This is a genomic window from Pseudomonas sp. XK-1 (assembly GCF_038069885.1).
In the GTDB taxonomy this organism is placed as follows: domain Bacteria; phylum Pseudomonadota; class Gammaproteobacteria; order Pseudomonadales; family Pseudomonadaceae; genus Aquipseudomonas.
This window is the reverse complement of sequence record NZ_JBBPES010000005.1, coordinates 40,480-61,892: the sequence shown is the minus strand read 5'-3', so window position 1 is coordinate 61,892 and position 21,413 is coordinate 40,480. Positions and strand designations below refer to the sequence as shown.

The window sequence follows — 21,413 nt, the reverse complement described above, 5'->3', positions numbered from 1 at the left end:
TCCTTAATTCTTCAGGTAGCCGTGTTCGGCCAGAAAGCTTTCCGTCATACCAGCGGCCTTGCTCGGCTCGGCGGCTTTGTCGCCGAGTAGCAGGCGCTCCAGATAACGCGCCAGCAGATCCACCTCGAGGTTGACCTGAGTGCCGGGGCGGTAGTCGACCATGATGGTCTCGGCCAGGGTGTGCGGCACGATGGTCAGCTCGAATTCGGCACCGTTGACCGCATTGACGGTCAGGCTGGTGCCATCGACGGTGATCGACCCCTTGTGGGCGATATATTTGGCCAGCTCGCGCGGTGCGCGAATAGTGAACTGCACGGCGCGGGCGTTATCGGCGCGGGCGATGACTTCACCGACGCCATCGACATGGCCGCTGACCAGGTGACCGCCGAGGCGACTGGTGGGCGTCAGCGCCTTCTCCAGATTGACCGGGCTGCCGGCTTTCAAGCTGATAAAGGCGGTATGCGCCAGGGTTTCGCGGCTGACATCGGCCCAGAAGCCATCGCCGGGCAGCTCCACGGCGGTCAGGCAGACGCCATTGACCGCAATGCTATCGCCCAGCTTGACGTCGCCCAGATCGAGTTTGCCGGTGCTGACATAGACCCGCACATCGCCGCCCTTGGGGGTCAACGCGCGGATGCTGCCAATGGCTTCGATTATGCCGGTAAACATGCCACCCCCTGCGTCGCGCCCACAGCAAAGCACTGGCGAACAACGCCAGAAGCCCGGGGCACAGAATAAAAATCAGACATCTAAACCAACTCCTGTTTTATAAAAACAGGGCGCGTTTGATCGATAGGGATTTCGAGGCGCGCCTGAACGCGCCTTGTTGAGGCAATCCCGCTCTCTCTTTATCCGGACTTTAACCGTCGGCCCCGGAATCACACCGGGTCTGCTGTCCTTGCCAAGCGGCTTACACCGCTCCTGACAAGCGCTCGCGGGCTAGGCCTTGCAGCCATTACCGCCGGTGGGGAATCACACCCCGCCCTGAGAACGTTACGGCTACTTGCGCAGCCGAGAGGCGTTTTACCACAAATTGCCGACGCCCTGCATCGGCAAACGACAGGATGAATGGTGTGCCATCGCTAATGACTCGTCATCGCTAATGCCCGCCCATCAAACAGCCGGCTGTGGCACCGCGATAATCCGCCAGTCATCCCCGACCGCGCGCATCTCGACAATTTTCAGCGCCGGCGCATCGGCCATCCGCTCCAGTGGCAACTCCAGCAAGGGTCGCGCACTGGAGCCGAGAAACTTGGGCGCGACGAACAGCTGGTACTCATCCACCAGACCCAGGCGAGCAAAGGCCCCGGCCAGGCGCGGCCCGGCTTCCACCAGCACTTCATTAGCCCCGCGCTGCGCCAGCTCGGCCAGCAAGCGCTGCAGATCCACTTGCCCACTGCTGCTGGGCAAGGCCAATAGTTCGTGCCCCTCGTTCAGATAGCGATCCCGCGCCTCGGCGGCCGCACAGGTCGCCACCATGGCCGCGCCGGCCTGGAAGAAGGCGGCATCGAGCGGTACCCGCAGACGTCCATCGACCAGCACCCGCAACGGCGCGCGGCTGGCGGCCAGGGCAGTCTGCTCGAGGTCCAGACCCAGTTCGTCGGGGCGCACGGTCAGGCGCGCGGCGTCGGTCAGCACGGTGTCGGCCCCGGTCAGCACCACGCTGGAACGGGCGCGCAGGCGCTGCACCGCGGCCCGCGCCGCCGGCCCGGTAATCCACTGGCTTTCACCGCTGGCCATGGCGGTACGGCCATCCAGGCTCATGGCCAGCTTGACCCGGACAAACGGCAACCCCTGCTCCATGCGCTTGATAAAGCCGGCGTTGAGCGCCCGCGCCTCGGCCTCCAGCACCCCACCCTGCACCGCGATCCCGGCCTGCATCAGGCGCAGCAGACCGCTGCCGCCGACCTGTGGATTGGGGTCCTGCATGGCCACCACCACCCGCGCCACACCGGCCGCAACCAACGCATCGGCGCAGGGCGGGGTGCGGCCATGATGGCTGCAAGGTTCCAGAGTGACGTAGGCGGTGGCACCGCGGGCCTGGTCGCCAGCCTGACGCAGGGCATGCACCTCGGCATGGGGCTCGCCGGCGCGGACATGCCAGCCTTCGCCGACGATGACCCCATCGCGGACGATAACGCAGCCGACACGGGGATTGGGATGGGTGGAATACAGGCCTTTACGGGCCAGCTCCAGGGCGCGGGCCATCAGGGCATGGTCGCTGTTCATCATCAGCTCTGGGCGGGTTCGCGGGACAGGCGATCGATTTCCTCACGGAACTCGTTGAGGTCCTGAAAGCGTTTGTACACCGAGGCAAAACGGATATAGGCCACTTCGTCGAGTTTCTGCAGCTCGCCCATCACCAGTTCACCGAGCACCAGCGACTTGATCTCGCGCTCGCCAGTGGCGCGCAGCTTGTGCTTGATATGGGCGATGGCCGCTTCCAGGCGCTCGATGCTTACCGGGCGTTTTTCCAGGGCGCGCTGCATGCCGGCGCGCAGCTTGTCTTCATCGAATGGCTGGCGGCTGCCGTCCTGCTTGATCAGCCGCGGCATGACCAGCTCGGCGGTCTCGAAGGTGGTGAAGCGCTCGCCACAGGCCAGGCATTCGCGCCGACGGCGCACCTGCTCGCCCTCGGCAACCAGGCGCGAATCGATGACTTTGGTGTCGTTGGCAGCGCAAAAGGGACAATGCATAGATTAAAGCTAACCTTGGGCCAATTGAGGTTTCGCAGCGAGCAGCGACGAAACGTCAGCAACCCCTGAACCGCAGGCCGCCATGTTAGCGCATCCCCCGGGCAAGACAAGCCGAGGGGTTTGCGGTATACAGGCGCCCATCCAAACCAGCGGAGTTGATACCCTCGATGAAAGCCCCCGTGCCGCTACAACCGCTGATAATACTGAGCCTGCTCGCCCTGCTGACCGCCTGCGCCAGCGACAACCCGCCGCCCGCCAAACCCACTCCGCCCGCACCGGTTCAAGCACCGCTGCCAGCCTATCAGCGCGAGCTGAGCGGCAGCCTGTTGAATGTGCCCAATGAGGCGGATGTGGAGCTGGCCCTGCTGGCGGTCGATGAGCGCGGCCGGCCGCAGGCGCTGCTGGGCAATATTCAGCTGCGCGGCACCGGCAACCCGCTGGCGTTTCGCCTGCCGTTCAATCCGGAAACTTTTAACAAGCACAGTCGCATTGAGCTGCATGGCCGCGCCAATCAGGCCGGCCGACTGATTCTGCGCCTGCCCGAACTACCGATTGCCCATGGCGAAACCCAGGCCCTCGGCGAGCTGCGCCTGGTACCGGCACCGTGACGGCACCGGTCGCCCTGCAGGCCGCACTCAACGAACGGCTGGGTGACGCCCAGCTCAGCGCGCAAACCCTGCCCGGCACCGCAATCAAGCTATGGCTGATCGACCCGGCGAATATGGATCGCTGTTTCAGCCCGGAAGAAACCCGCCTGATCCTCGAAGAACCGCCCTACTGGTGCTTCTGCTGGGCCAGCGGCCTGGTTCTGGCGCGCTGGCTGGCCGAACACCCCGAGTGGGTGCGCGGCAAGCGCGTGCTGGATTTCGGCGCTGGCTCAGGCGTGGCGGCGATTGCCGCAGCCAAGGCCGGCGCGCTGGAAGTGGTGGCCTGCGACCTCGATCCGCTGGCCATCGCCGCCTGCCAGGCCAATGCCGCGCTCAATGATGTGCAGCTGAGTTACTCCGCAGACTTCTTCGCCGAGGCCGACCGCTTCGACCTGATTATCGTCGCCGACGTGCTCTACGACCGCGCCAACCTGCCGCTGCTCGACCAGTTCCTCAGCCGTGGCCGTGAGGCTTTGGTGGCGGACTCCCGAGTGCGCGACTTCCAACACCCGCTCTATCAGCGCCTCGGCGTACTCGAAGCCTGCACCTGGCCGGATCTGGCCGAGCCGGCGGAGTTTCGCCATGTCAGCCTGTACCACGCCGAGCGCGCCTGAGGCGGGCTTGTTTCCAGCAACCTGCGCCCGCATTTATAGTCCACTTATCACTTCGCCCAGCCGAGACCGACCATGAGCGACTCCCCTTACATCTTTGATATCGCAGGCAGCGCCAGCTTCGAACAGCTGGTGATCGAGAACTCGTTCCAGAAGCCGGTGCTGGTGGACTTCTGGGCCGAATGGTGCGCGCCGTGCAAGGCGCTGATGCCGCTGCTGGCGAAAATCACCGAGGAATACCGCGGCGAGTTGCTGCTGGCCAAGGTCAACTGCGATATCGAACAGGACATCGTCGCCCGCTTCGGCATCCGCAGCCTGCCCACCGTGGTGTTGTTCAAGGATGGCCAGCCGGTCGACGGCTTTGCCGGCGCACAGACCGAGGCGGCGATCCGCGAGATGCTCAAGCCTCACGTCGCCGAGCCGGCCCCTGCAGCCGCCGACCCAATGGAGGCGGCCCAGGCGCTATTCAGCGAAGGCCGCTTTGCCGACGCCGAAGCGGTGCTCAAGGTGCTGCTGACGGAAAACAACGAACACGCCGCGGCGCTGATTCTCTACGCCCGCTGCCTGGCCGAACGTGGCGAGCTGGGCGAAGCCGAGGTGGTGCTGAGCGCGGTAAAAGGCGATGAACATAAGCAGGCCCTGGCCGGTGCCCGCGCGCAATTGACCTTTCTGCGCCTGGCTGGCGAGCTGCCGGATGTCGCCAGCCTGAAAACCCGCCTGGCACAAAACGCAGATGACGATGAAGCGAGCTACCAGCTGGCCATCCAGCAACTGGCGCGCCAGCACTACGAGCCGGCGCTGGACGCCCTGCTCAAGCTGTTTATCCGCAACCGCAGCTACGCCGACGGCCTGCCGCACAAGACCCTGCTGCAGGTCTTCGACCTGCTGGGCAATGATCACCCGCTGGTCACCGCCTACCGGCGCAAGCTGTATCAGGCGATTTACTGATCGCCACGACCGTCGATGGGTAACCCCCATCGACGCGGTTTAGCCCACCCAATGATAGATAAGCGCATCAACGCCCGTTTCCATCCGCACCTGCGCGCAATGGCGCAGACGCACCAGCAGGCGCTTGCCTGCAGCCTCCCCGCCCGCCAACCCTGCGAGTTGCCCAAGCAACTGCGGCCCTTCGATCTGTCCGGCCTGGCGCAGCAGTTCCAGCGTGGTCTGCCACAAGGCATCGTTGGCTACTGGCGCGGCGGCGGCTGCCGGCGCAGGTGCCGCCTCAAGGGGAATGTGCTGAGCCAGCTGCGCCCAATCCTGCGCATCCAGTTCAACCGTCAGGTCCACCGGCCAGGCACCGATCTGCCCACGAATTCGCACCATCACTCTGCCCTCAACTGATCAGCCGCCATGCTCCCACGTCCGCAGCGGGCCGCCAAGGAAGGCTGGCCACAACCATCATAAAATTGTTATAACGTAACAAGTTAATATTCTCGACCGGAGACCGCCATGCGCCGCCTGCTACTTGCCCTGCCTTTCGCCCTGCTGCCCCTTGCCGCCCTGGCTGCCGAACACAGCCATGAACACGACGACCACGATCACGCAGAACACGGCAGCCTGGATGCCCATGAGCACGGCGCGGCGATGCTCAATGTGGTGCTCGACGGCCAGGTCCTGGAACTGGAGCTGGAAAGCCCGGCGATGAATCTGGTGGGTTTCGAACATGCCGCCAAGAGCACCGCTGACAAAGCCAAGGTCGCTGCAGCCCGCAGCCAGCTGACACAACCGCAGGTGCTGTTCGGCCTGAACGCCGGCGACTGCACTATCAGCAAGCAGGAAGTGGAAAGCCCGCTGTTCGCCAAGCACGCCGACTCAGATGAGCACGAGCACGAAAAATCCCATGACAGCGAGCACAGCGATATCCACGCGCACTACAGCCTCGACTGCCAGAAGCCTGAAGATTTGCAACAACTCGACCTGGGCGAGCTGTTCAAGCGCTTCCCCGCCACCGAGAAAATTCAGGTACAACTGATCGGCCCGAATGGCCAGCAGGGCCTGGAACTGACGCCCGCGCAGCCGACCCTGAGTTTCTAACCACCCCTTTTGCAGCAGAACGGCCGGGGTAACCCGGCCGCTTACTTTATGAGTTCAGCCCTGATCCAACTGTCCCACCTCGGCTTTGCCTGGCCCGGCCAGCCCGAGTTGCTGGACATCGACAGTTTCACCCTGCAACGCGGCGAAAGCCTGTTTCTCAAAGGCCCCAGCGGCAGCGGCAAGACCACCTTGCTGGGCCTGCTCGGCGGCGTGCAGAAACCCAATCGCGGCAGCATTCAACTGCTCGACCAGGACCTCAGCACCCTGTCCGCAGGCGCGCGCGACCGCTTCCGAGTCGATCACACCGGCTATATCTTCCAGCAGTTCAATTTGCTGCCGTTTCTCTCGGTACGCGAGAACGTCGAACTGCCCTGCCATTTCTCCAAGCTGCGCGCCAGCCGCGCGGTGCAGCGCCATGGCAGCGTGGCCAAGGCCACCAGCGCCCTGCTCGCCCACCTGGGCTTGCAGCAGCCGGAACTGCTGGCGCGCCGCGCCGGTGACCTGTCGATCGGCCAGCAGCAGCGCGTGGCCGCCGCCCGTGCGCTGATCGGCCAGCCGGAGCTGGTGATCGCCGACGAACCCACCTCGGCCCTGGATGCCGACGCCCGCGAAGCCTTTCTCGAACTGCTGTTTGCCGAGTGCCGCGAAGCCGGTTCCAGCCTGCTGTTTGTCAGCCACGATCAGAGCCTGGCGCGCCTGTTCGACCGCAGCCTGTCGCTGGCCGAGCTGAACAATGCCACCCGCCTGGCGGAGATTTAACGATGTATCTACTGCGTCTCGCCCTGGCCAGCCTGGGCAACCGCCGCTTTACCGCCTGGCTGACGGTGTTCGCCATCGCGCTTTCTGTGTGTTTGTTGCTCGCGGTCGAGCGGGTACGCACCGAGGCCCGCGCCAGCTTTGCCAACACCATCAGCGGCACCGACCTGATCGTCGGCGCGCGCTCTGGCAGCGTGAACCTGCTGCTGTATTCGGTATTCCGCATAGGTAACGCCACCAACAATATTCGCTGGGACAGCTTCGAGCACTTCGCCGACCATCGCCAGGTCAAGTGGGCCATCCCGATCTCCCTGGGCGACTCGCACCGTGGCTACCGGGTGATGGGCACCAGCCCTGCGTATTTCGAGCACTACCGCTATGCCCGCAGCCAGCCGCTGCAACTGAGCAGCGGACGCGCCTTTGTCGATGACCCATTTGAAGTGGTGCTCGGTGCCGAAGTCGCACAGGCGCTCAATTACCAGCTGGATCAGGAACTGGTGCTGGCCCATGGCGTGGCCACCATCAGCCTGGTCAAACATGACGACAAGCCATTCAAAGTAGTCGGCATCCTCGCCCGTACCGGCACCCCGGTGGACCGCACCCTGCATATCTCGCTGGCCGGCATGGAGGCCCTGCATGTCGACTGGCAGAACGGCATGCCGGCACGCGGCGCGGCCAAGGTCTCGGCCTCCCAGGCGCGGGCCATGGATCTGCAGCCCAAGCAGATCACCGCCGTCTTGCTCGGTTTGAACAGCAAGATCGCCACTTTCAGCCTGCAGCGGGAGATCAACGAGTTTCGCGGCGAGCCGCTGCTGGCGATCCTGCCCGGCGTGGCCCTGCAGGAGTTGTGGAGCCTGATGGGTACCGCCGAGAAAGCGCTGTTCGTGGTGTCGCTGTTTGTCGTACTGACCGGGCTGATCGGCATGCTCACGGCGATTCTCACCAGCCTTAACGAACGCCGCCGGGAAATGGCGATTCTACGCTCGGTGGGCGCGCGGCCCTGGCATATCGCCAGCCTGTTGATCGTCGAGGCCTTTGCCCTGGCCCTGGCCGGCGTGCTGCTCGGTTTGCTGTTGCTGTACCTGGGGATCGCCGCGGCCCAGGGCTACGTGCAGGCGAATTACGGCCTGTACCTGCCGCTGAATCTGCCGACCCGCTATGAGTGGACGCTGCTCGGCGCTATCCTGAGCGCCGCCCTGTTGATGGGCTGTGTTCCGGCTTGGCGCGCGTATCGCCAATCCCTGGCCGATGGCTTATCGATCCGTTTATGAGGCTTTCCATGCACCGCTCCCTGCTCGCCACCCTGCTGTTCACCCTGGCCCTGCCCCTGGCGGCTGCCGAGGTGCGCGAGCTGACCTGGTCGGAAATGGTCCCAGCCGATGCGCCGCCACAAGCCGTTGAGCCGGCACCGATCCATGATCTCTCGCAGCTGGCCGACGCCCTCGCCGAATCCGGTGCGGCGGCCATGCAGCAATCGCCCACCGCACCGGTGGTGGAAGAGCTGGACGGCCAGTCGGTAAAACTGCCGGGCTATATTGTGCCGCTGGATGTCACCGATGAAGGCCGGGTGACCGAGTTCCTGCTGGTGCCCTACTTCGGTGCCTGCATTCATGTGCCACCACCGCCGTCGAATCAGATCGTCCACGTCACCAGCGAGCTGGGCGTGCTGCTTGATGCGCTGTACCAGCCGTTCTGGATCGAAGGATCGATGAAGGTCGAGCAGACCAGCAGCGAGCTGGCCGAAGCGGGCTACCAGATGGAGGCGGAAAAAATTTACGCCTATGAGCTGCCGGATAGCTGAACGCCTTGAGCCGTAGACTGGGTTAGCGACGCAGTACGCCGACCGATCAACCAAACACGATCATGGCGCGTACGATCGACCGCGTTGCGCCGATGGTGGGTTACGCCGCGTCTCGAGTGGCGTGATGCTTGGCAATGGCGACAGGCGGCTAACCCACCCTACAAAAGCGGCGTGCCACACGCTATTGCGCGCCAAAAACCGGCAGCCCACTAGCCCGCGCTGGCCACATGCTTTTCCCGCTGGTAGCTCAACTCGCTTTCCGCCCAGTTACGCCAGGCGCGCACCTTGCTGCGCTCGGCACCGGCACGCTCGGCCTTGGCCAGGGCGTCGAGCCCGGCCTGCCAGCGCGCCTGCTCCAGTTCCAGCTGGGCCAGGTTCAGCCAGTGCTTGGCACTGCCAGAACGCTGCGCCAGCTCACGGAAGATCGGGGCGGCCTTGCTGCGCTCACGGGCTTGCCACCAGAGCAGGCCCAGGCGCTCCTCGCGGGCACTGGTGCGCGGTAGCAGGCCCTGATCGAGCATCCCGGCGAGCAGCTTGGCCCCCTGCCAGGGTTGATCGGCGGCCCCGGCCAGCAGCACCAGATTATCCAGTTCGCTTTCGCTGAAACGCAGGCCCTTCTGGTACGCCGCGCGCAGGGTCGCCAGCGACTTGTCATGGCTGCCGCTCAGCTGCTGCAAGGCCGCCAGCTGACGCCAGCCCTGGGCATTATTCGGCTGACGCGCCAGCAGTTGCCGTTGCCAACGCTCGGCCGCGGCATATTTCTTCAGGTCCGCATTCATTGCGACGAGAAACTGCAACCAGCTGTCGGCGGCCTGGGGATTGGCCTGCACATAACGCTCGGCCAGAGGCAGCGCCCTGGCCGGCTGATTGAGCCCCTGATAGGCCTGCACCAGCATCTGCAGCACCTCTTCGCTGGCGTAGGCCTGGCTCGGCGCGAGCAGGGTCACCACCCGAGCGTAGCGGCGCTCGACCAGGTTCAGGCGGGCCAGATTCAAAGCTTCAGCGGCCTGCAGCTCGGCGTCCAGCTTGCCGCTCTTCAGTACCTTCTCCAGCAGTTCGATGGCTTTGCCGTTCTGCCCTTCGGCCCAGGCCAGATAACCCTCGCTGCGCCACAGCAGCGCCTCTTCCAGGCTGCCCGGCGTGCCCTTGGCAGCATCCAGAGCGCGGCGCGCGGCCGCGTAGTCGCCCTTCTTCTGTGCGCTCTGCGCCGTATCCAGGGCGCGAAACACGCCCGGATCAACGCTCTGCCCCGCCGCCTGCGCGGCACCAGCGCTACACAGCGCGATCAGCAACACCAGACGATACATATCAGCGACCTCCTTCCAGGCGGAAGTACAGGGTTTTCACCGCTTCGCGGGCCACCGCCAGACCACCCTCGGTACGCGGCGCAAAGCGCCAGCGCACGGCGGCGCGGCGGGCATCACGCTCGAACACGTTCTGCGGGCTGGCTTCGATAACCCGCAGATTCTCCACCGCGCCCGCACGGTTGATGGTGAACGCCAGCTTCACGTGGCCTTCGATGCCACGCTGCAAGGCGTATCGCGGGTAATCCGGGCTGACATCGTTGAGCGGCATCACTTCACTTTCCGGGCCGCCGGGCTGACCACCCGCATCGCTCGGGGCTGGCACGCTTGGCGCTGCGGCACCTGCCGCCAGACCAGTCAAACTCGGCGTCGGTGCGCTGTTGACGGCAATGCCACTGCTCAGGCTCGGCACCGGCAGATCCAGGGCCGGCAGGTTGGCGCTCGGGGTGGCCGCCATCGGCGTCGCTGGGGTCGGGGGCTGCGGCGTTTGTGCTTGCGGCGGCTGCGGTGCCTGCTGGCGGGTGCGCGTCGCGGTATCGCTGGAGTCACCGTCCAGACGAACGAAATTGGCCACCGTCAGCGGTTCCTCACTCGGCGTGCTGCTGGGCGGCGCGACCATGTAGAGCATCAGGCCGAACAGCGCCAGCGCCATCACACAGGCCGCGACAAAGGACAGGGGCAAACGCATCAAAGCGCTCCCGCCGTGGCGGCCAGGGCCACGTCCTGCACACCCGCCAGGCGCGCCTGGTCCATCACCTGCACCACCAGGCCGGTGCGCGCGTCCTGATCTGCCTGGACCACCACGGCACCGTCCGGCTGGTCGACGCGCATGCGCTCGACATGGGCACGCACGCTGCGTACATCGACAACTTTCTTGTCCATCCACACCTGCCCGTCGGCGGTGATGGCGATGAGGATATTGCCTTTGTCCTGCGGGCTGGCGGTTTGCGCCTGGGGCCGCTGCACTTCGACACCGGCTTCCTTGATAAAGGAGCTGGTGACGATAAAGAAGATCAGCATGATAAAGACCACGTCGAGCATCGGCGTCAGGTCGATGCCGGTGTCTTCGTCTTGCTGGTGGTGACGGCGCATTCTCATGTGTCGAATCTCAGTCGTGACGCAGCTGGTCAGCCAGCCGCTCTAGGGCCCGGCGTGCATCGCGTTCGAGGCGCGCCAGGCTGAACAATCCACTAATCGCCAACACCATGCCGGCCATGGTCGGCAGAGTCGCCTGCCAGACCCCGGCCGCCATGCCGCGCGGGTTACCGGTGCCGTTGATGGCCAGTACGTCGAACACCGCGACCATGCCACTGACCGTGCCAAGCAAGCCCAGCAGCGGGTACATCGCCACCAGGGTCTTGCTCAGGCGCAGCGGGCCAAGCAGGTGCTGTTGCGCCTGGGCCAGCCAGGCACTGCGCACCGCGCGCTGCCAGTTGCCAGTGTCGTCGCTCAGCACCTGCTGCCATGCCTGGCGGCGCTCGCAGACCCACTCTGGGAACACCCGGCGCATGTACCAGAAGCGCTCGAATACCAGGGTCCAGAACACCACGCACAGGCCAGCCAGCGCCCACATCACCACGCCACCGGCGCTCATGAAATCGAGCAAGGCATGACTGCTGTCCACCAGGCGCAACCACAGCGCCAGCCAATCAGTCACGGCGCGGTGCCCCGGACAGGTGCAGGGCAATCAGCCCGGCGCTTTGCTGCTCCAGCAGCTGAATCAGGCCCTTGCTGCGGCTGGCCAGCAGGGTGTGCAGGAACAGCAGCGGAATCGCCACCACCAGGCCCAGCACGGTGGTCACCAGCGCCTGGGAGATACCGTCGGCCATTAGTCGCGAGTCACCGCCACCACCTTGGGTAATCGCCTGGAAGGTGACGATCATCCCGGTCACGGTACCGAGCAAACCAAGCAGCGGCGCCACGGCGCTGAGCAGCTTGAGCAGGCCCTGGCCTTTTTCCAGCGGCGGGGTTTCCTGCAGGATCGCTTCGTCGAGCTTGAGCTCCAGGGTTTCCAGATCCGCCAGCTGTGGCTTCGGCCCCAGCACGCCGATGATCCGCCCCAGCGGGTTGTCGCTGCGCGGCGCACTCAGCTCATGCATCTGGGTATTCACGCCGCGACCCACACGGGTGAGATCGACCATGCGCCAGATCGCCAGCAGCAGACCGAATGCGCCCAGGGTCAGAATCACCCAGCCGACCAGACCACCCTGCTGCACGCGATCCCACAGTTTTGGCTGACGCTGCAACTGCGCCAGCCAGGTGCCGCGACTTGGATCAACCGGCAGGCTGGCGACCGCCGCGCTGCTGTCCAGATAATCCTCGACCTGGCCCAAACCGGACGGCTGACGCGGCGGTGCCAGCAGCTCGCCGGCATCGGCGTCATAGCGCAGAAAGGCATCTGCGCCATAGGCGGAGAACGTACCGATGCGCAGTACATCCTGCGGGGTGCGCGTGCCGTCGGCGGCCACCACCGGCAGTTGCAATTGCTCGACCCGGCCGCTGGCAGTGAGGTCTTCGAGCAGCAGCATCCAGTAGCCATCGAGATCGGCGGCCGAGGGCAGCGTGCGGCTTTCGGCCAGCGCCTTGAGGCGCGCCAGGCGCTCGGGGTACTGGGCATTGAGCAGGCTGTCCTGCCAGTGGCCGGCGACATCGCCGGCGCTCTGCCGGACTACACCGAACAGCTCGCCAAGGTGACCGACGCGCTGGGTCAGCAGTTTTTCCTGCTCGGCCAATTCGGCTTCCTGACGGTCAAACTCGGCCTTCAGTCGTTCAGCTTCGGCCTTCTGCGTGGCCAGGGCACTGCGCGCGCTGGCCAGCAGCTGGGCGCGCTCGCCGCGTTCGGCAATAAAGGCCTGCTCGCGACTTTGCATGGCGCTGACTTCGGCCGCGCGCTCACTGCGAATACGTTGTAGCAGTTGATCCGGACTCAGGGGTTCGGCAGCGCCAGCCAGGGCGGGCAGCAGGGCCAGGGTAAAAGCGAGAACACGAGGATTCATGGCTTGGCCTCCAGCGCCAGGGTCTTCACAGGCAGCTCAAGCAAGGCCGGGGCCTGCTCCTGGCGGGCAATCGCAATGGCTTGGCGCAGCGGGCGACGGGCGCTGCCGTCGAGGACTTGCCAGCTGCGGGTTTGCGGGTTCCACCAGCCACTTTCATGGCCATCGAGGGTCTGGAAATACAGCATCACCCGGCCCAGACGGAGAAATTCGACACTGCGCGAAGTGCCTTCACTCGGCAGCTCACCACGCCAGGCTTCCAGGGTGCGGCCGTAGTCGCTTTCCACCTGGTAGGCCTCAAGGATGCGCCGGTATTTCTCGGCCAGGCTGACATCGGCACGCGGCAGCAAGTCCTGCAGCTGGACCAGACGGTCGCTGCGCTCGTCGGGCAGGAAGGGCAGATCGGCGGCGATAAATTCGCCCAGCACCTCGACCATACGGCGCATCTGTGGGGTGACCGCCTCCTGGGTGCGCTCGATGCCGTCCAGCTGCTGCTGATAGCCGCTCAGCTCCTTGCGCTGGGCCGCCACCAGTTCACGCAGCTGGGCGTTATAACCTTGTAATGCTTCAGCCTGCTGCAAGGCGTTGCGGTACTCGGTAAGCATTTCCCGGCTGGCGTCATCGAGTTTCTCGATGCGCGCCTGGGATGCCTTGGCTTCGGCGGCCAGGCGCTGGCTTTCGTCCAGCGCCGCGTCCAGGGATGTCGCCGCAAGCGGCGCACTGGCCAGAACCAGGGCAACCGCCAGCAAGCGCGTCGACACGAGAGGCATTAAGAGATTCCTTGAGAGGGTTCTTTAAAGAGAAGCATTATCAACTGCATTAAGCTCTCCCGGCAACCGTTGGCCTGAAGAGAAATACATGGCCCTGCCCAAAAGGCCCTGACAGCAACGAAGCGCTAAAGGTTTAGATAGCAGGCTAATCTATTGAGCTGGATCAAAAGATGATTTTTCCGCAGGCCTAAGATCGCACTCAGCCAATACGAACTGATGCTTTCTGGGAGCACATCATGCGCAAATCTCTTCTCACCGCTTCTTTGCTGGCCCTGTCCATCGCCGCCCCCATGGCTCACGCCTACCAGGCGGGCGACATTATCGTGCGCGCCGGTGCGATCACCGTTGACCCGCACGAAAGCAGCAGCGACATCTGGGTTGGCGCACTGAACACCGACGTCGCCGGCACCAAGGCGACCCTGGACAGCGACACCCAGCTGGGCCTGAACTTCGCCTATATGCTGACCAGCAACATCGGCATCGAGCTGCTGGCGGCCACCCCGTTCAGCCATAACGTCGGCGTTAAAGGCATGCCTGGCCCCTTTGCTGGCCTCAACGGCAACCTGGGTGAACTCAAGCACCTGCCGCCGACCCTGAGCGTCCTCTACTACCCGCTCGACGCGGCCTCGGCCTTCCAGCCCTACGTCGGTGCCGGCATCAACTACACCTGGTTCTTCGACACCGAGCTGAGCAGCGCAGCTGAAGACAAAGGCTTCAGCGGCCTGGACATGAAGGACTCCTGGGGGCTCTCGGCCCAGGTAGGCATGGACTATATGCTGACCGACAACATCATGCTTAACGCCCAGGTGCGTTACATCGACATCGACACCACTGGTACCACCTCGTATGGCGGGGCCAAGGTCAAGGTCGATGTGGACGTCGACCCGATGGTGTACATGGTCGGCCTGGGCTACAAGTTCTAAGCCCAACGACTGTAAAAAAGCCGGCTCTCGCAGCCGGCTTTTTTGTGCTCGCTGTCCGGCCCCGTTCAAGGCATCCAGCGCGGAAACAACTTACGCCTGCAGCAAACGACGCAGACCTTCCAGCAAAGGCGTTGGCTCGGGTAACTGATAAGCCGACCTCAAACGCTCAATGGCCGCGCGCGAGTGGCGGATATCACCTGGGCGAGCGGCCAAGTAACAAACCTCGGGCAAGCCACCACAAAGTTGACCGACCTCCGCCAGCAACTGGTTGAGGCTTACCGCCTGATTCCAGCCCACATTGACTGCGCCCACCACAACCTGTGGCATCTGCAGTGCCTGCACCAGCAATTGCACCAGATCAGCCACGTAGAAGAAGTCGCGGGTCTGCTCGCCATCGCCGAACACGCTGATCGGCAAGCCCTGCTGGGTACGCTGGGTGAAGATGCTGATCACCCCGGAATAGGGTGAGGACGGATCCTGGCGCGGGCCGAAGACATTGAAGAAGCGGAAAATCGCCGGTTCCAGAGCATGCTGACGACGATAGAAGTCCAGATATTGCTCGCTGGCCAGCTTGTCCACCGCATAGGGCGTCAACGGAGCCTTGGGCGTTTCTTCATCAATCGCCAGGCCTTCACCGTTATTGCCGTACACCGCGGCACTGGAGGCAAACAGCACGCGCTTGACGCCATGCAGGCGCATGGCCTCGCAGACATTCAACGTGCCGACGAAATTGCTCTGGTGAGTGGCCACCGGATCATCCACCGAGGCCTGAACCGAGGCCACGGCCGCCAGATGGGCCACGGCCGCGCAACCGGCAACCGCCTGCGCCACCACAGCCGCATCGGCGACATCGCCCTGGATAAACTGCAGGTGCGGATTATCCAGCGGCAGATTGGCCAGCTTGCCCATCGACAGGTTGTCCAGCACCCGCACCCGACAACCCTGCGCCAGCAGCGCATCGACCAGGTGCGAGCCGATAAAGCCGGCACCGCCAGTAACCAGAATGCAGCGTGCGTCAGACATGGCGATAGTAACGATCCAGTAGGCTCGGCAGCCCCGAGCGCCAGGCGCGCGGTTTGATGCCGAAGGTGTGCAGGATTTTCTTGCAGGCCAGCACTGCGTGCTGCGGCTCTTCGACGGCATCCGGGCGGGCCGCGTGGGCCTGGGCGATGACCTCACCGACCAGGTTGCTGCGGAAGTTGCGCGCTTCGCTCAGCACCGCCTGGCCCAGGGCCAGCGAGGTGGTCGTTTCATGACCGCCGTAATGATAGGTGCCCCACAGCGGGCTCTGACAATCGAGCTGCTTGAGTACGGCAAGGATCACCCGCGCCGCGTCATCGACCGGGGTCGGGTTGCCACGGCGGTCGTCGGCCAGGTACAGCGCCTCGTCGCCCTCGGCCCGCTGGAGAAACCGTGCCAGCAAGCCATTGCTGCTGTCGTCCAGTAACCAGCCGAAACGCAACAACACATGCCGCGGGCAGATCGCCCGCACGCGCCGCTCGAACCGCCACAGCGCCTGGCCACGCACACCGAGCGGTGCCGGCTCTTCCTTCTCGCTGTAAGCGGTAGCCCGCGAACCGTCGAACACCCGGTAGCTGGACGGCTGCAGCAGGCGAATCTCGTGGTGCTGGCAGAGTTCGGCCAGACGCTCGACGGAGCGCTCCTGGGCAGCAAACTGCGCCTCGCTTACCGCTTCGGCCTGGAACCAGTCGAAGTAGTAGGCAAGGTTGATCAGGGCATCGGGGCGGGTGTCATCGAGCAACTGGGTCAGGCTGGCCGGATCCCAGCCGGACTCCGGCGGACGCGGCGCGAGAAAGCCAATGTCTTCCTCGGCACCGAGACGGATCAGGGCCTGCCCCAGGGCATTACCGCCACCCAGCAGCATCAGCCGCATACGCATGATAAAGCGCTAGCTCGGGTGGATCAGAACGGGATGTCGTCGTCGAAGCTGTCGAAATCCGCGGCAGGCTGAGCCGCTGGCTGCGGTGCCGGACGGGGAGCCGACTGTTGCTGGGGCTCGCGCTGCGGCGCAGGGCGCTGCTGACGCGGGGCGGAGTCGCCGCCGGCGTTGTCCGGACGGCCGCCAAGCAGCTGCATGGTGCCCTGCATGTCGACGATGATCTCGGTGGTGTAACGCTTGATGCCGTCTTTTTCCCACTCGCGGGTCTGCAGCTTGCCTTCGATATACACCTGCGAACCTTTACGCAGGTACTCGCCGGCGATCTCGGCGACCTTGCCGAACAGCGACACACGGTGCCACTCGGTCTTCTCGACCTTCTGACCGGTCTGCTTGTCGGTCCACTGCTCGCTGGTGGCCAGGCTCAGGTTGGTGACCGCGTTGCCGCTCGGCAGGTAGCGGGTTTCCGGGTCCTGTCCGCAGGTACCGACCAGAATGACTTTGTTAACCCCACGGGCCATAACGTTCTCCTAAGCTATCAGCAGGTCACCGGCGCCGATTCGATCAGGCGCTCGAGGGACATGCGGTCCAATTGTTGGGTATCCACTTTGATATAGATGGCCGCTTCATCGCGCACCACTACGGCATCCGCCACTCCGGGCACTGCCTGTAAACGCTCGGCCAGCCCGATTTCTTGCAAGGCCGCAACGGAAAGCGGCAGGCGCAGGCTGGTGACATAAGGCGGTTCACGCATAGTAACAGCAAAGGCCAGCCAAAAAAGAGCCAGCAGGGCACAGCCCGCAAAGACTCCCGACAGGCTGTAGTGCTGGTACAGCCAACCACCGAGAATGCCGCCGATGGCCGCGCCGAGGAACTGGCTGGTGGAATACACCCCCATCGCCGTGCCCTTGCCCCCAGCCGGGGCAACCTTGCTGATCAGCGACGGCAACGACGCCTCCAGCAGGTTGAACGCGGTAAAGAACACCACTGTGCCCAGCACCAGCGCGCGCAGGCTGGTGCCAAACCACCAGAAGAACAGCTCACACAGCAGCAGCACGCTGACCGCGCCGAGCAGCACATGCTTCATCCGACGCTTCTTCTCGCCATAGATGATAAACGGCACCATGCCGAAGAAGCCCACCAGCAGCGCGGTCAGGTAGACCCACCAGTGCTCTTCCTTGGCCAGGCCGCCCTGCTCCACCAGCGCCAGCGGCAAGGCGATAAAGCTGGCCATCAGAATCGCGTGCAGCACCAGAATGCCGAAATCCAGACGCAGCAGATCGGCGTGCCTGAGGGTTGGCAGCAATGCCTGCTTGTTCACCCCGGACTCGCGATGCTGCAAGGGCCCGGCGGCGCGCGGCACCAGCCCGGCGACGATAACGATACCCAGCAGCGCCATGGCGGCGGTGGCGAGAAACAGCCCGGACAGGCCAAAGGCACGGGTCAGCAACGGGCCGACCACCATCGCCACTGCAAACGACAGACCGATGCTCATGCCGATCATGGCCATGGCCTTGGTGCGGTGCTGCTCGCGGGTCAGATCGGATAGCAGCGCCATCACCGCCGCGGAAATCGCCCCTGCGCCCTGCAGAATGCGCCCGGCAATCACCCCGTAGATGGAGTCGGCATTGGCCGCCAGCAGGCTGCCTGCAGCAAAAATCAGCAGGCCAGCATAGATAACCGGCCGCCGACCGATGCGGTCACTGAGCATGCCAAAGGGGATTTGCAGAAACGCCTGGGTCAGGCCATAGGCCCCGATGGCCAGGCCGATCAGCGCCGGCGTACTGCCCTGCAGCTCCATGCCATAGGTCGCCAGCACCGGCAGGACCATAAACATGCCGAGCATGCGGAACGCGAACACCAGCGCCAGACCACCGGCCGCGCGGGTTTCGCTGCCGCTCATGCGCTCGCTGTGCGGATCATGCATGGGAAACGCCCTGTCGAAATAGGCGGCGATTCTAGCAGCACCTATGATCGCGGCACAGCAGTGACGCTTTGCCGCGCTTGCTCCCTAGGCCCTATACTCGATGGTTTTCCGCCCGCCATGCGAGGCCGTTGTTTGTGGACAAGATTCTGATCCGGGGTGCACGCACCCATAACCTGAAAAACATCGACCTGACCCTGCCACGCGACAAGCTGATCGTGATCACCGGCCTGTCCGGTTCCGGCAAATCCTCTCTAGCCTTCGACACCCTCTACGCCGAGGGCCAGCGCCGCTATGTCGAGTCGCTGTCGGCCTATGCCCGGCAGTTCCTGTCGATGATGGAAAAGCCCGATGTCGACACCATCGAAGGCCTGTCGCCGGCGATCTCCATCGAGCAGAAATCCACCTCGCACAACCCGCGCTCCACCGTCGGCACCATCACCGAGATCTACGACTACCTGCGCCTGCTCTACGCCCGCGCCGGTATTCCGCGCTGCCCGGACCACGACCTGCCGCTGGAAGCGCAGACTGTCAGCCAGATGGTCGATCAGGTCCTGGCCCTGCCCGAAGGCAGCAAGCTGATGCTGCTGGCCCCGGTGATTCGCGAACGTAAAGGCGAACACCTGGCGATCTTCGACGAGCTGCGCGCCCAGGGTTTTGTCCGTGTACGGGTCAACGGCAAGATCTACGAGCTGGACGAACTGCCCAAGCTCGACAAGCAGAAGAAGCACAGCATCGATGCCGTGGTCGACCGCTTCAAGGCCCGCGGTGATCTGCAGCAGCGCCTGGCCGAATCCTTCGAGACCGCACTGAAGCTGGCCGACGGCCTGGCCCTGATCGCGCCGATGGAAGGCGAGGAAGGTGAAGAAATCATCTTCTCCGCGCGCTTCGCCTGCCCGGTGTGCGGCCACTCGATCAGCGAGCTGGAGCCCAAGCTGTTCTCCTTCAACAACCCGGCCGGTGCCTGCCCGACCTGCGACGGCCTGGGGGTCAAACAGTTCTTCGACACCAAGCGCCTGGTCAATGGCGAACTGACCCTGGCCGAGGGCGCGATCCGCGGCTGGGACAGACGCAACGTCTATTACTTCCAGATGCTCGGTTCCCTCGCCGCGCACTACGGCTTCAGCCTGGAAGTGCCGTTCGATGAGCTCAGCGCCGAACACCAGAAGTGCATCCTGTTCGGCAGCGGCACGCAGAACGTCGACTTCAAGTACCTGAATGACCGTGGCGATATCGTCAAGCGTTCACACCCCTTCGAAGGCATAGTGCCGAACCTGGAGCGGCGCTACCGTGAGACCGAATCCACCAGCGTGCGCGAAGAACTGGCCAAGTTCCTCAGCACCCAGGCCTGCCAGGATTGCCGCGGCACCCGCCTGCGCCGTGAAGCGCGCCACGTGTGGGTCGGCGAGAAAACCCTGCCAGCCGTCAGCGGCATGCCGATTGGCGATGCCACCGAGTATTTCGGCAGCCTGGCATTGCCGGGCCGCCGCGGCGAAATCGCCGAGAAGATCCTCAAGGAAATCCGCGAGCGCCTGCAATTCCTGGTCAACGTCGGCCTCGACTACCTGACCCTCGACCGCAGCGCCGACACCCTGTCCGGCGGTGAAGCGCAGCGAATTCGCCTGGCCAGCCAGATCGGTGCCGGCCTGGTCGGGGTGATGTATATCCTCGACGAACCGAGCATCGGCCTGCATCAGCGCGACAACGAACGCCTGCTCGGCACCCTGCGTCACCTGCGCGATATTGGTAATACGGTAATCGTGGTCGAGCACGATGAAGACGCCATCCGCATGGCCGACTACGTGGTCGATATCGGCCCGGGGGCCGGCGTGCACGGCGGGCAGATCGTCGCCCAGGGCACCGCTGCCGAAGTCATGGCGCACCCGGACTCGCTGACCGGAAAATACCTCTCCGGGCGCGTGAAGATCGCCGTACCGGCCAAGCGCACGCCACGGGACAAGAAGCTCTCGCTGAAGATCAAGGGCGCGCGCGGCAACAACCTGCGCAATGTCGACCTGGACATTCCGATCGGCCTGCTCACCTGCGTCACCGGCGTGTCCGGCTCGGGCAAATCGACCCTGATCAACAACACCCTGTTCCCACTGAGCGCCACGGCGCTGAATGGCGCAACCACCCTGGAAGCGGCCGCCCACGACAGCATCGACGGCCTGCAGCATCTGGACAAGGTGGTGGATATCGACCAGAGCCCGATCGGCCGCACGCCACGCTCGAACCCGGCGACCTACACCGGGTTGTTCACCCCGATCCGCGAGCTGTTCGCCGGCGTGCCGGAGTCGCGCTCGCGCGGTTACGGCCCGGGGCGCTTCAGCTTCAACGTCAAGGGCGGACGCTGCGAAGCCTGCCAGGGTGACGGCCTGATCAAGGTGGAGATGCACTTTCTGCCGGACATCTACGTGCCCTGCGACGTTTGCAAGAGCAAGCGCTACAACCGCGAAACCCTGGAAGTGAAGTACAAGGGCAAGAGCATCACCGAAGTGCTCGACATGACCATCGAGGAAGCGCGGGTGTTCTTCGATGCCGTGCCGGCCCTGGCGCGCAAGCTGCAGACGCTGATGGATGTCGGCCTGTCCTATATCAAGCTGGGCCAAAGCGCGACAACCCTGTCCGGCGGCGAGGCGCAGCGGGTCAAACTGTCGCGCGAGCTGAGCAAACGCGACACCGGCAAGACCCTGTATATCCTCGATGAGCCGACCACCGGCCTGCACTTCGCCGATATCCAGCAGCTGCTCGATGTGTTGCACCGCCTGCGCGACCACGGCAACACAGTGGTCGTAATTGAGCACAACCTGGACGTGATCAAGACCGCCGACTGGCTGGTGGATCTCGGCCCGGAAGGTGGCTCCAAGGGTGGCCAGATCATCGCCGTCGGCACGCCGGAAGAAGTCGCCGAAATGCCCCAGTCGCACACCGGCTACTTCCTCAAACCCTTGCTGGAACGCGACCGCATCGCCAGCTAAGCCGCTGGCCCGCCGAGGCTTCGTCGCCTCGGCGGCTTCTCGGCAGACGCAACCTCTGCGCCCGGCCCAGGTCAAA

At 64.3% G+C, this 21,413-nt stretch carries 23 protein-coding genes and 1 riboswitch; of the genes, 9 read left to right on the top strand and 14 right to left on the bottom strand.

Annotated elements, in window-relative coordinates; translation table 11 throughout:
• Positions 1-3 precede the first annotated feature (3 nt).
• The 3 genes from WMW70_RS14090 to nrdR form a co-directional block, all read right to left on the bottom strand.
• The gene (locus WMW70_RS14090) at positions 4-669 is read right to left on the bottom strand and encodes a riboflavin synthase (RefSeq protein WP_341438097.1); all 666 of its coding nucleotides are present in this window, start codon (positions 667-669) and stop codon (positions 4-6) included.
• Positions 670-835: 166 nt separating this feature from the next.
• Positions 836-996: riboswitch (FMN riboswitch) on the bottom strand.
• Between the two features lie 117 nt (positions 997-1,113).
• Positions 1,114-2,232 (bottom strand): bifunctional diaminohydroxyphosphoribosylaminopyrimidine deaminase/5-amino-6-(5-phosphoribosylamino)uracil reductase RibD, encoded by a 1,119-nt coding sequence (ribD, locus tag WMW70_RS14085; protein WP_341438096.1) that lies wholly within the window; start codon positions 2,230-2,232, stop codon positions 1,114-1,116.
• Positions 2,232-2,696, bottom strand: coding sequence for a transcriptional regulator NrdR (gene nrdR / locus WMW70_RS14080; RefSeq protein WP_341438095.1), 465 nt, complete (start codon positions 2,694-2,696; stop codon positions 2,232-2,234). The genes ribD and nrdR overlap by 1 nt, the downstream gene beginning before the upstream one ends.
• Positions 2,697-2,875: 179 nt before the next feature.
• Between nrdR and WMW70_RS14075 the strand changes: the two genes are divergently transcribed.
• From WMW70_RS14075 to trxA, 3 genes are all read left to right on the top strand, one after another.
• Entirely contained in the window at positions 2,876-3,304 is a 429-nt protein-coding gene (locus WMW70_RS14075) for a YbaY family lipoprotein (RefSeq protein ID WP_341438464.1), read from the top strand.
• Complete coding sequence (locus WMW70_RS14070; protein WP_341438094.1) at positions 3,301-3,957, top strand: class I SAM-dependent methyltransferase; 657 nt, start codon at positions 3,301-3,303, stop codon at positions 3,955-3,957. The genes WMW70_RS14075 and WMW70_RS14070 overlap by 4 nt, the downstream gene beginning before the upstream one ends.
• A gap of 72 nt (positions 3,958-4,029) precedes the next feature.
• The gene (gene trxA, locus WMW70_RS14065; protein WP_341438093.1) at positions 4,030-4,902 is read left to right on the top strand and encodes a thioredoxin; all 873 of its coding nucleotides are present in this window, start codon (positions 4,030-4,032) and stop codon (positions 4,900-4,902) included.
• Positions 4,903-4,941: 39 nt separating this feature from the next.
• On the opposite strand, the gene WMW70_RS14060 is transcribed toward trxA, so the two are convergent.
• A complete protein-coding gene (locus WMW70_RS14060) occupies positions 4,942-5,280 on the bottom strand; it encodes a hypothetical protein (RefSeq protein WP_341438091.1) in 339 nt (112 codons plus the stop codon).
• A gap of 126 nt (positions 5,281-5,406) precedes the next feature.
• On the opposite strand from WMW70_RS14060, the gene WMW70_RS14055 reads away from it, so the two are divergent.
• From WMW70_RS14055 to WMW70_RS14040, 4 genes are read left to right on the top strand one after another with little or no spacing between them, the layout of a single operon-like run.
• Complete coding sequence (locus WMW70_RS14055) at positions 5,407-5,991, top strand: DUF2796 domain-containing protein (RefSeq protein WP_341438090.1); 585 nt, start codon at positions 5,407-5,409, stop codon at positions 5,989-5,991.
• A gap of 48 nt (positions 5,992-6,039) precedes the next feature.
• Complete coding sequence (locus tag WMW70_RS14050; protein WP_341438089.1) at positions 6,040-6,750, top strand: ABC transporter ATP-binding protein; 711 nt, start codon at positions 6,040-6,042, stop codon at positions 6,748-6,750.
• A 2-nt stretch (positions 6,751-6,752) separates the two neighbouring features.
• Entirely contained in the window at positions 6,753-8,018 is a 1,266-nt protein-coding gene (locus WMW70_RS14045) for an ABC transporter permease (RefSeq protein WP_341438088.1), read from the top strand.
• A gap of 8 nt (positions 8,019-8,026) precedes the next feature.
• A complete protein-coding gene (locus WMW70_RS14040; RefSeq protein WP_341438087.1) occupies positions 8,027-8,548 on the top strand; it encodes a DUF3299 domain-containing protein in 522 nt (173 codons plus the stop codon).
• Positions 8,549-8,757: 209 nt separating this feature from the next.
• On the opposite strand, the gene WMW70_RS14035 is transcribed toward WMW70_RS14040, so the two are convergent.
• Genes WMW70_RS14035 through WMW70_RS14010 form a run of 6 tightly spaced genes read right to left on the bottom strand, consistent with a single transcriptional unit; the run spans position 8,758 to position 13,615 of the window.
• A complete protein-coding gene (locus WMW70_RS14035) occupies positions 8,758-9,855 on the bottom strand; it encodes a tetratricopeptide repeat protein (RefSeq protein ID WP_341438086.1) in 1,098 nt (365 codons plus the stop codon).
• Position 9,856: 1 nt separating this feature from the next.
• The gene (locus WMW70_RS14030) at positions 9,857-10,540 is read right to left on the bottom strand and encodes an energy transducer TonB (RefSeq protein WP_341438085.1); all 684 of its coding nucleotides are present in this window, start codon (positions 10,538-10,540) and stop codon (positions 9,857-9,859) included.
• Positions 10,540-10,950: an ExbD/TolR family protein gene (locus WMW70_RS14025; RefSeq protein WP_325508368.1), complete on the bottom strand. Its 411-nt coding sequence runs from the start codon at positions 10,948-10,950 to the stop codon at positions 10,540-10,542. The genes WMW70_RS14030 and WMW70_RS14025 overlap by 1 nt, the downstream gene beginning before the upstream one ends.
• A 10-nt stretch (positions 10,951-10,960) precedes the next feature.
• On the bottom strand, positions 10,961-11,509 hold the full coding sequence (locus tag WMW70_RS14020) for a MotA/TolQ/ExbB proton channel family protein (RefSeq protein WP_341438084.1): 549 nt from the start codon (positions 11,507-11,509) through the stop codon (positions 10,961-10,963).
• Positions 11,502-12,848 carry a MotA/TolQ/ExbB proton channel family protein gene (locus WMW70_RS14015; RefSeq protein ID WP_341438083.1) on the bottom strand — a complete coding sequence of 449 codons (1,347 nt, stop codon included), beginning with the start codon at positions 12,846-12,848 and terminating at the stop codon, positions 11,502-11,504. Before WMW70_RS14015 ends, WMW70_RS14020 begins: the two co-directional genes overlap by 8 nt.
• Entirely contained in the window at positions 12,845-13,615 is a 771-nt protein-coding gene (locus tag WMW70_RS14010; protein WP_341438082.1) for a DUF3450 domain-containing protein, read from the bottom strand. Before WMW70_RS14010 ends, WMW70_RS14015 begins: the two co-directional genes overlap by 4 nt.
• 236 nt (positions 13,616-13,851) lie before the next feature.
• Here WMW70_RS14010 and WMW70_RS14005 point away from each other — a divergent pair, with 236 nt between their 5' ends.
• The gene (locus WMW70_RS14005) at positions 13,852-14,538 is read left to right on the top strand and encodes an OmpW/AlkL family protein (RefSeq protein ID WP_341438081.1); all 687 of its coding nucleotides are present in this window, start codon (positions 13,852-13,854) and stop codon (positions 14,536-14,538) included.
• A gap of 90 nt (positions 14,539-14,628) precedes the next feature.
• Here WMW70_RS14005 and WMW70_RS14000 read toward each other — a convergent pair whose 3' ends face one another.
• Genes WMW70_RS14000 through WMW70_RS13985 form a run of 4 tightly spaced genes read right to left on the bottom strand, consistent with a single transcriptional unit; the run spans position 14,629 to position 18,362 of the window.
• Positions 14,629-15,561, bottom strand: a complete 933-nt coding sequence (locus tag WMW70_RS14000; protein ID WP_341438080.1) for an SDR family NAD(P)-dependent oxidoreductase — start codon at positions 15,559-15,561, stop codon at positions 14,629-14,631.
• Positions 15,554-16,438, bottom strand: a complete 885-nt coding sequence (locus WMW70_RS13995; protein ID WP_341438079.1) for a sugar nucleotide-binding protein — start codon at positions 16,436-16,438, stop codon at positions 15,554-15,556. The genes WMW70_RS14000 and WMW70_RS13995 overlap by 8 nt, the downstream gene beginning before the upstream one ends.
• A gap of 23 nt (positions 16,439-16,461) precedes the next feature.
• Positions 16,462-16,956, bottom strand: coding sequence for a single-stranded DNA-binding protein (locus WMW70_RS13990; RefSeq protein WP_341438078.1), 495 nt, complete (start codon positions 16,954-16,956; stop codon positions 16,462-16,464).
• Between the two features lie 17 nt (positions 16,957-16,973).
• The gene (locus WMW70_RS13985; RefSeq protein ID WP_341438077.1) at positions 16,974-18,362 is read right to left on the bottom strand and encodes an MFS transporter; all 1,389 of its coding nucleotides are present in this window, start codon (positions 18,360-18,362) and stop codon (positions 16,974-16,976) included.
• A gap of 134 nt (positions 18,363-18,496) precedes the next feature.
• Between WMW70_RS13985 and uvrA the strand changes: the two genes are divergently transcribed.
• Positions 18,497-21,337: an excinuclease ABC subunit UvrA gene (gene uvrA, locus WMW70_RS13980; RefSeq protein ID WP_341438076.1), complete on the top strand. Its 2,841-nt coding sequence runs from the start codon at positions 18,497-18,499 to the stop codon at positions 21,335-21,337.
• Positions 21,338-21,413 lie beyond the last annotated feature (76 nt).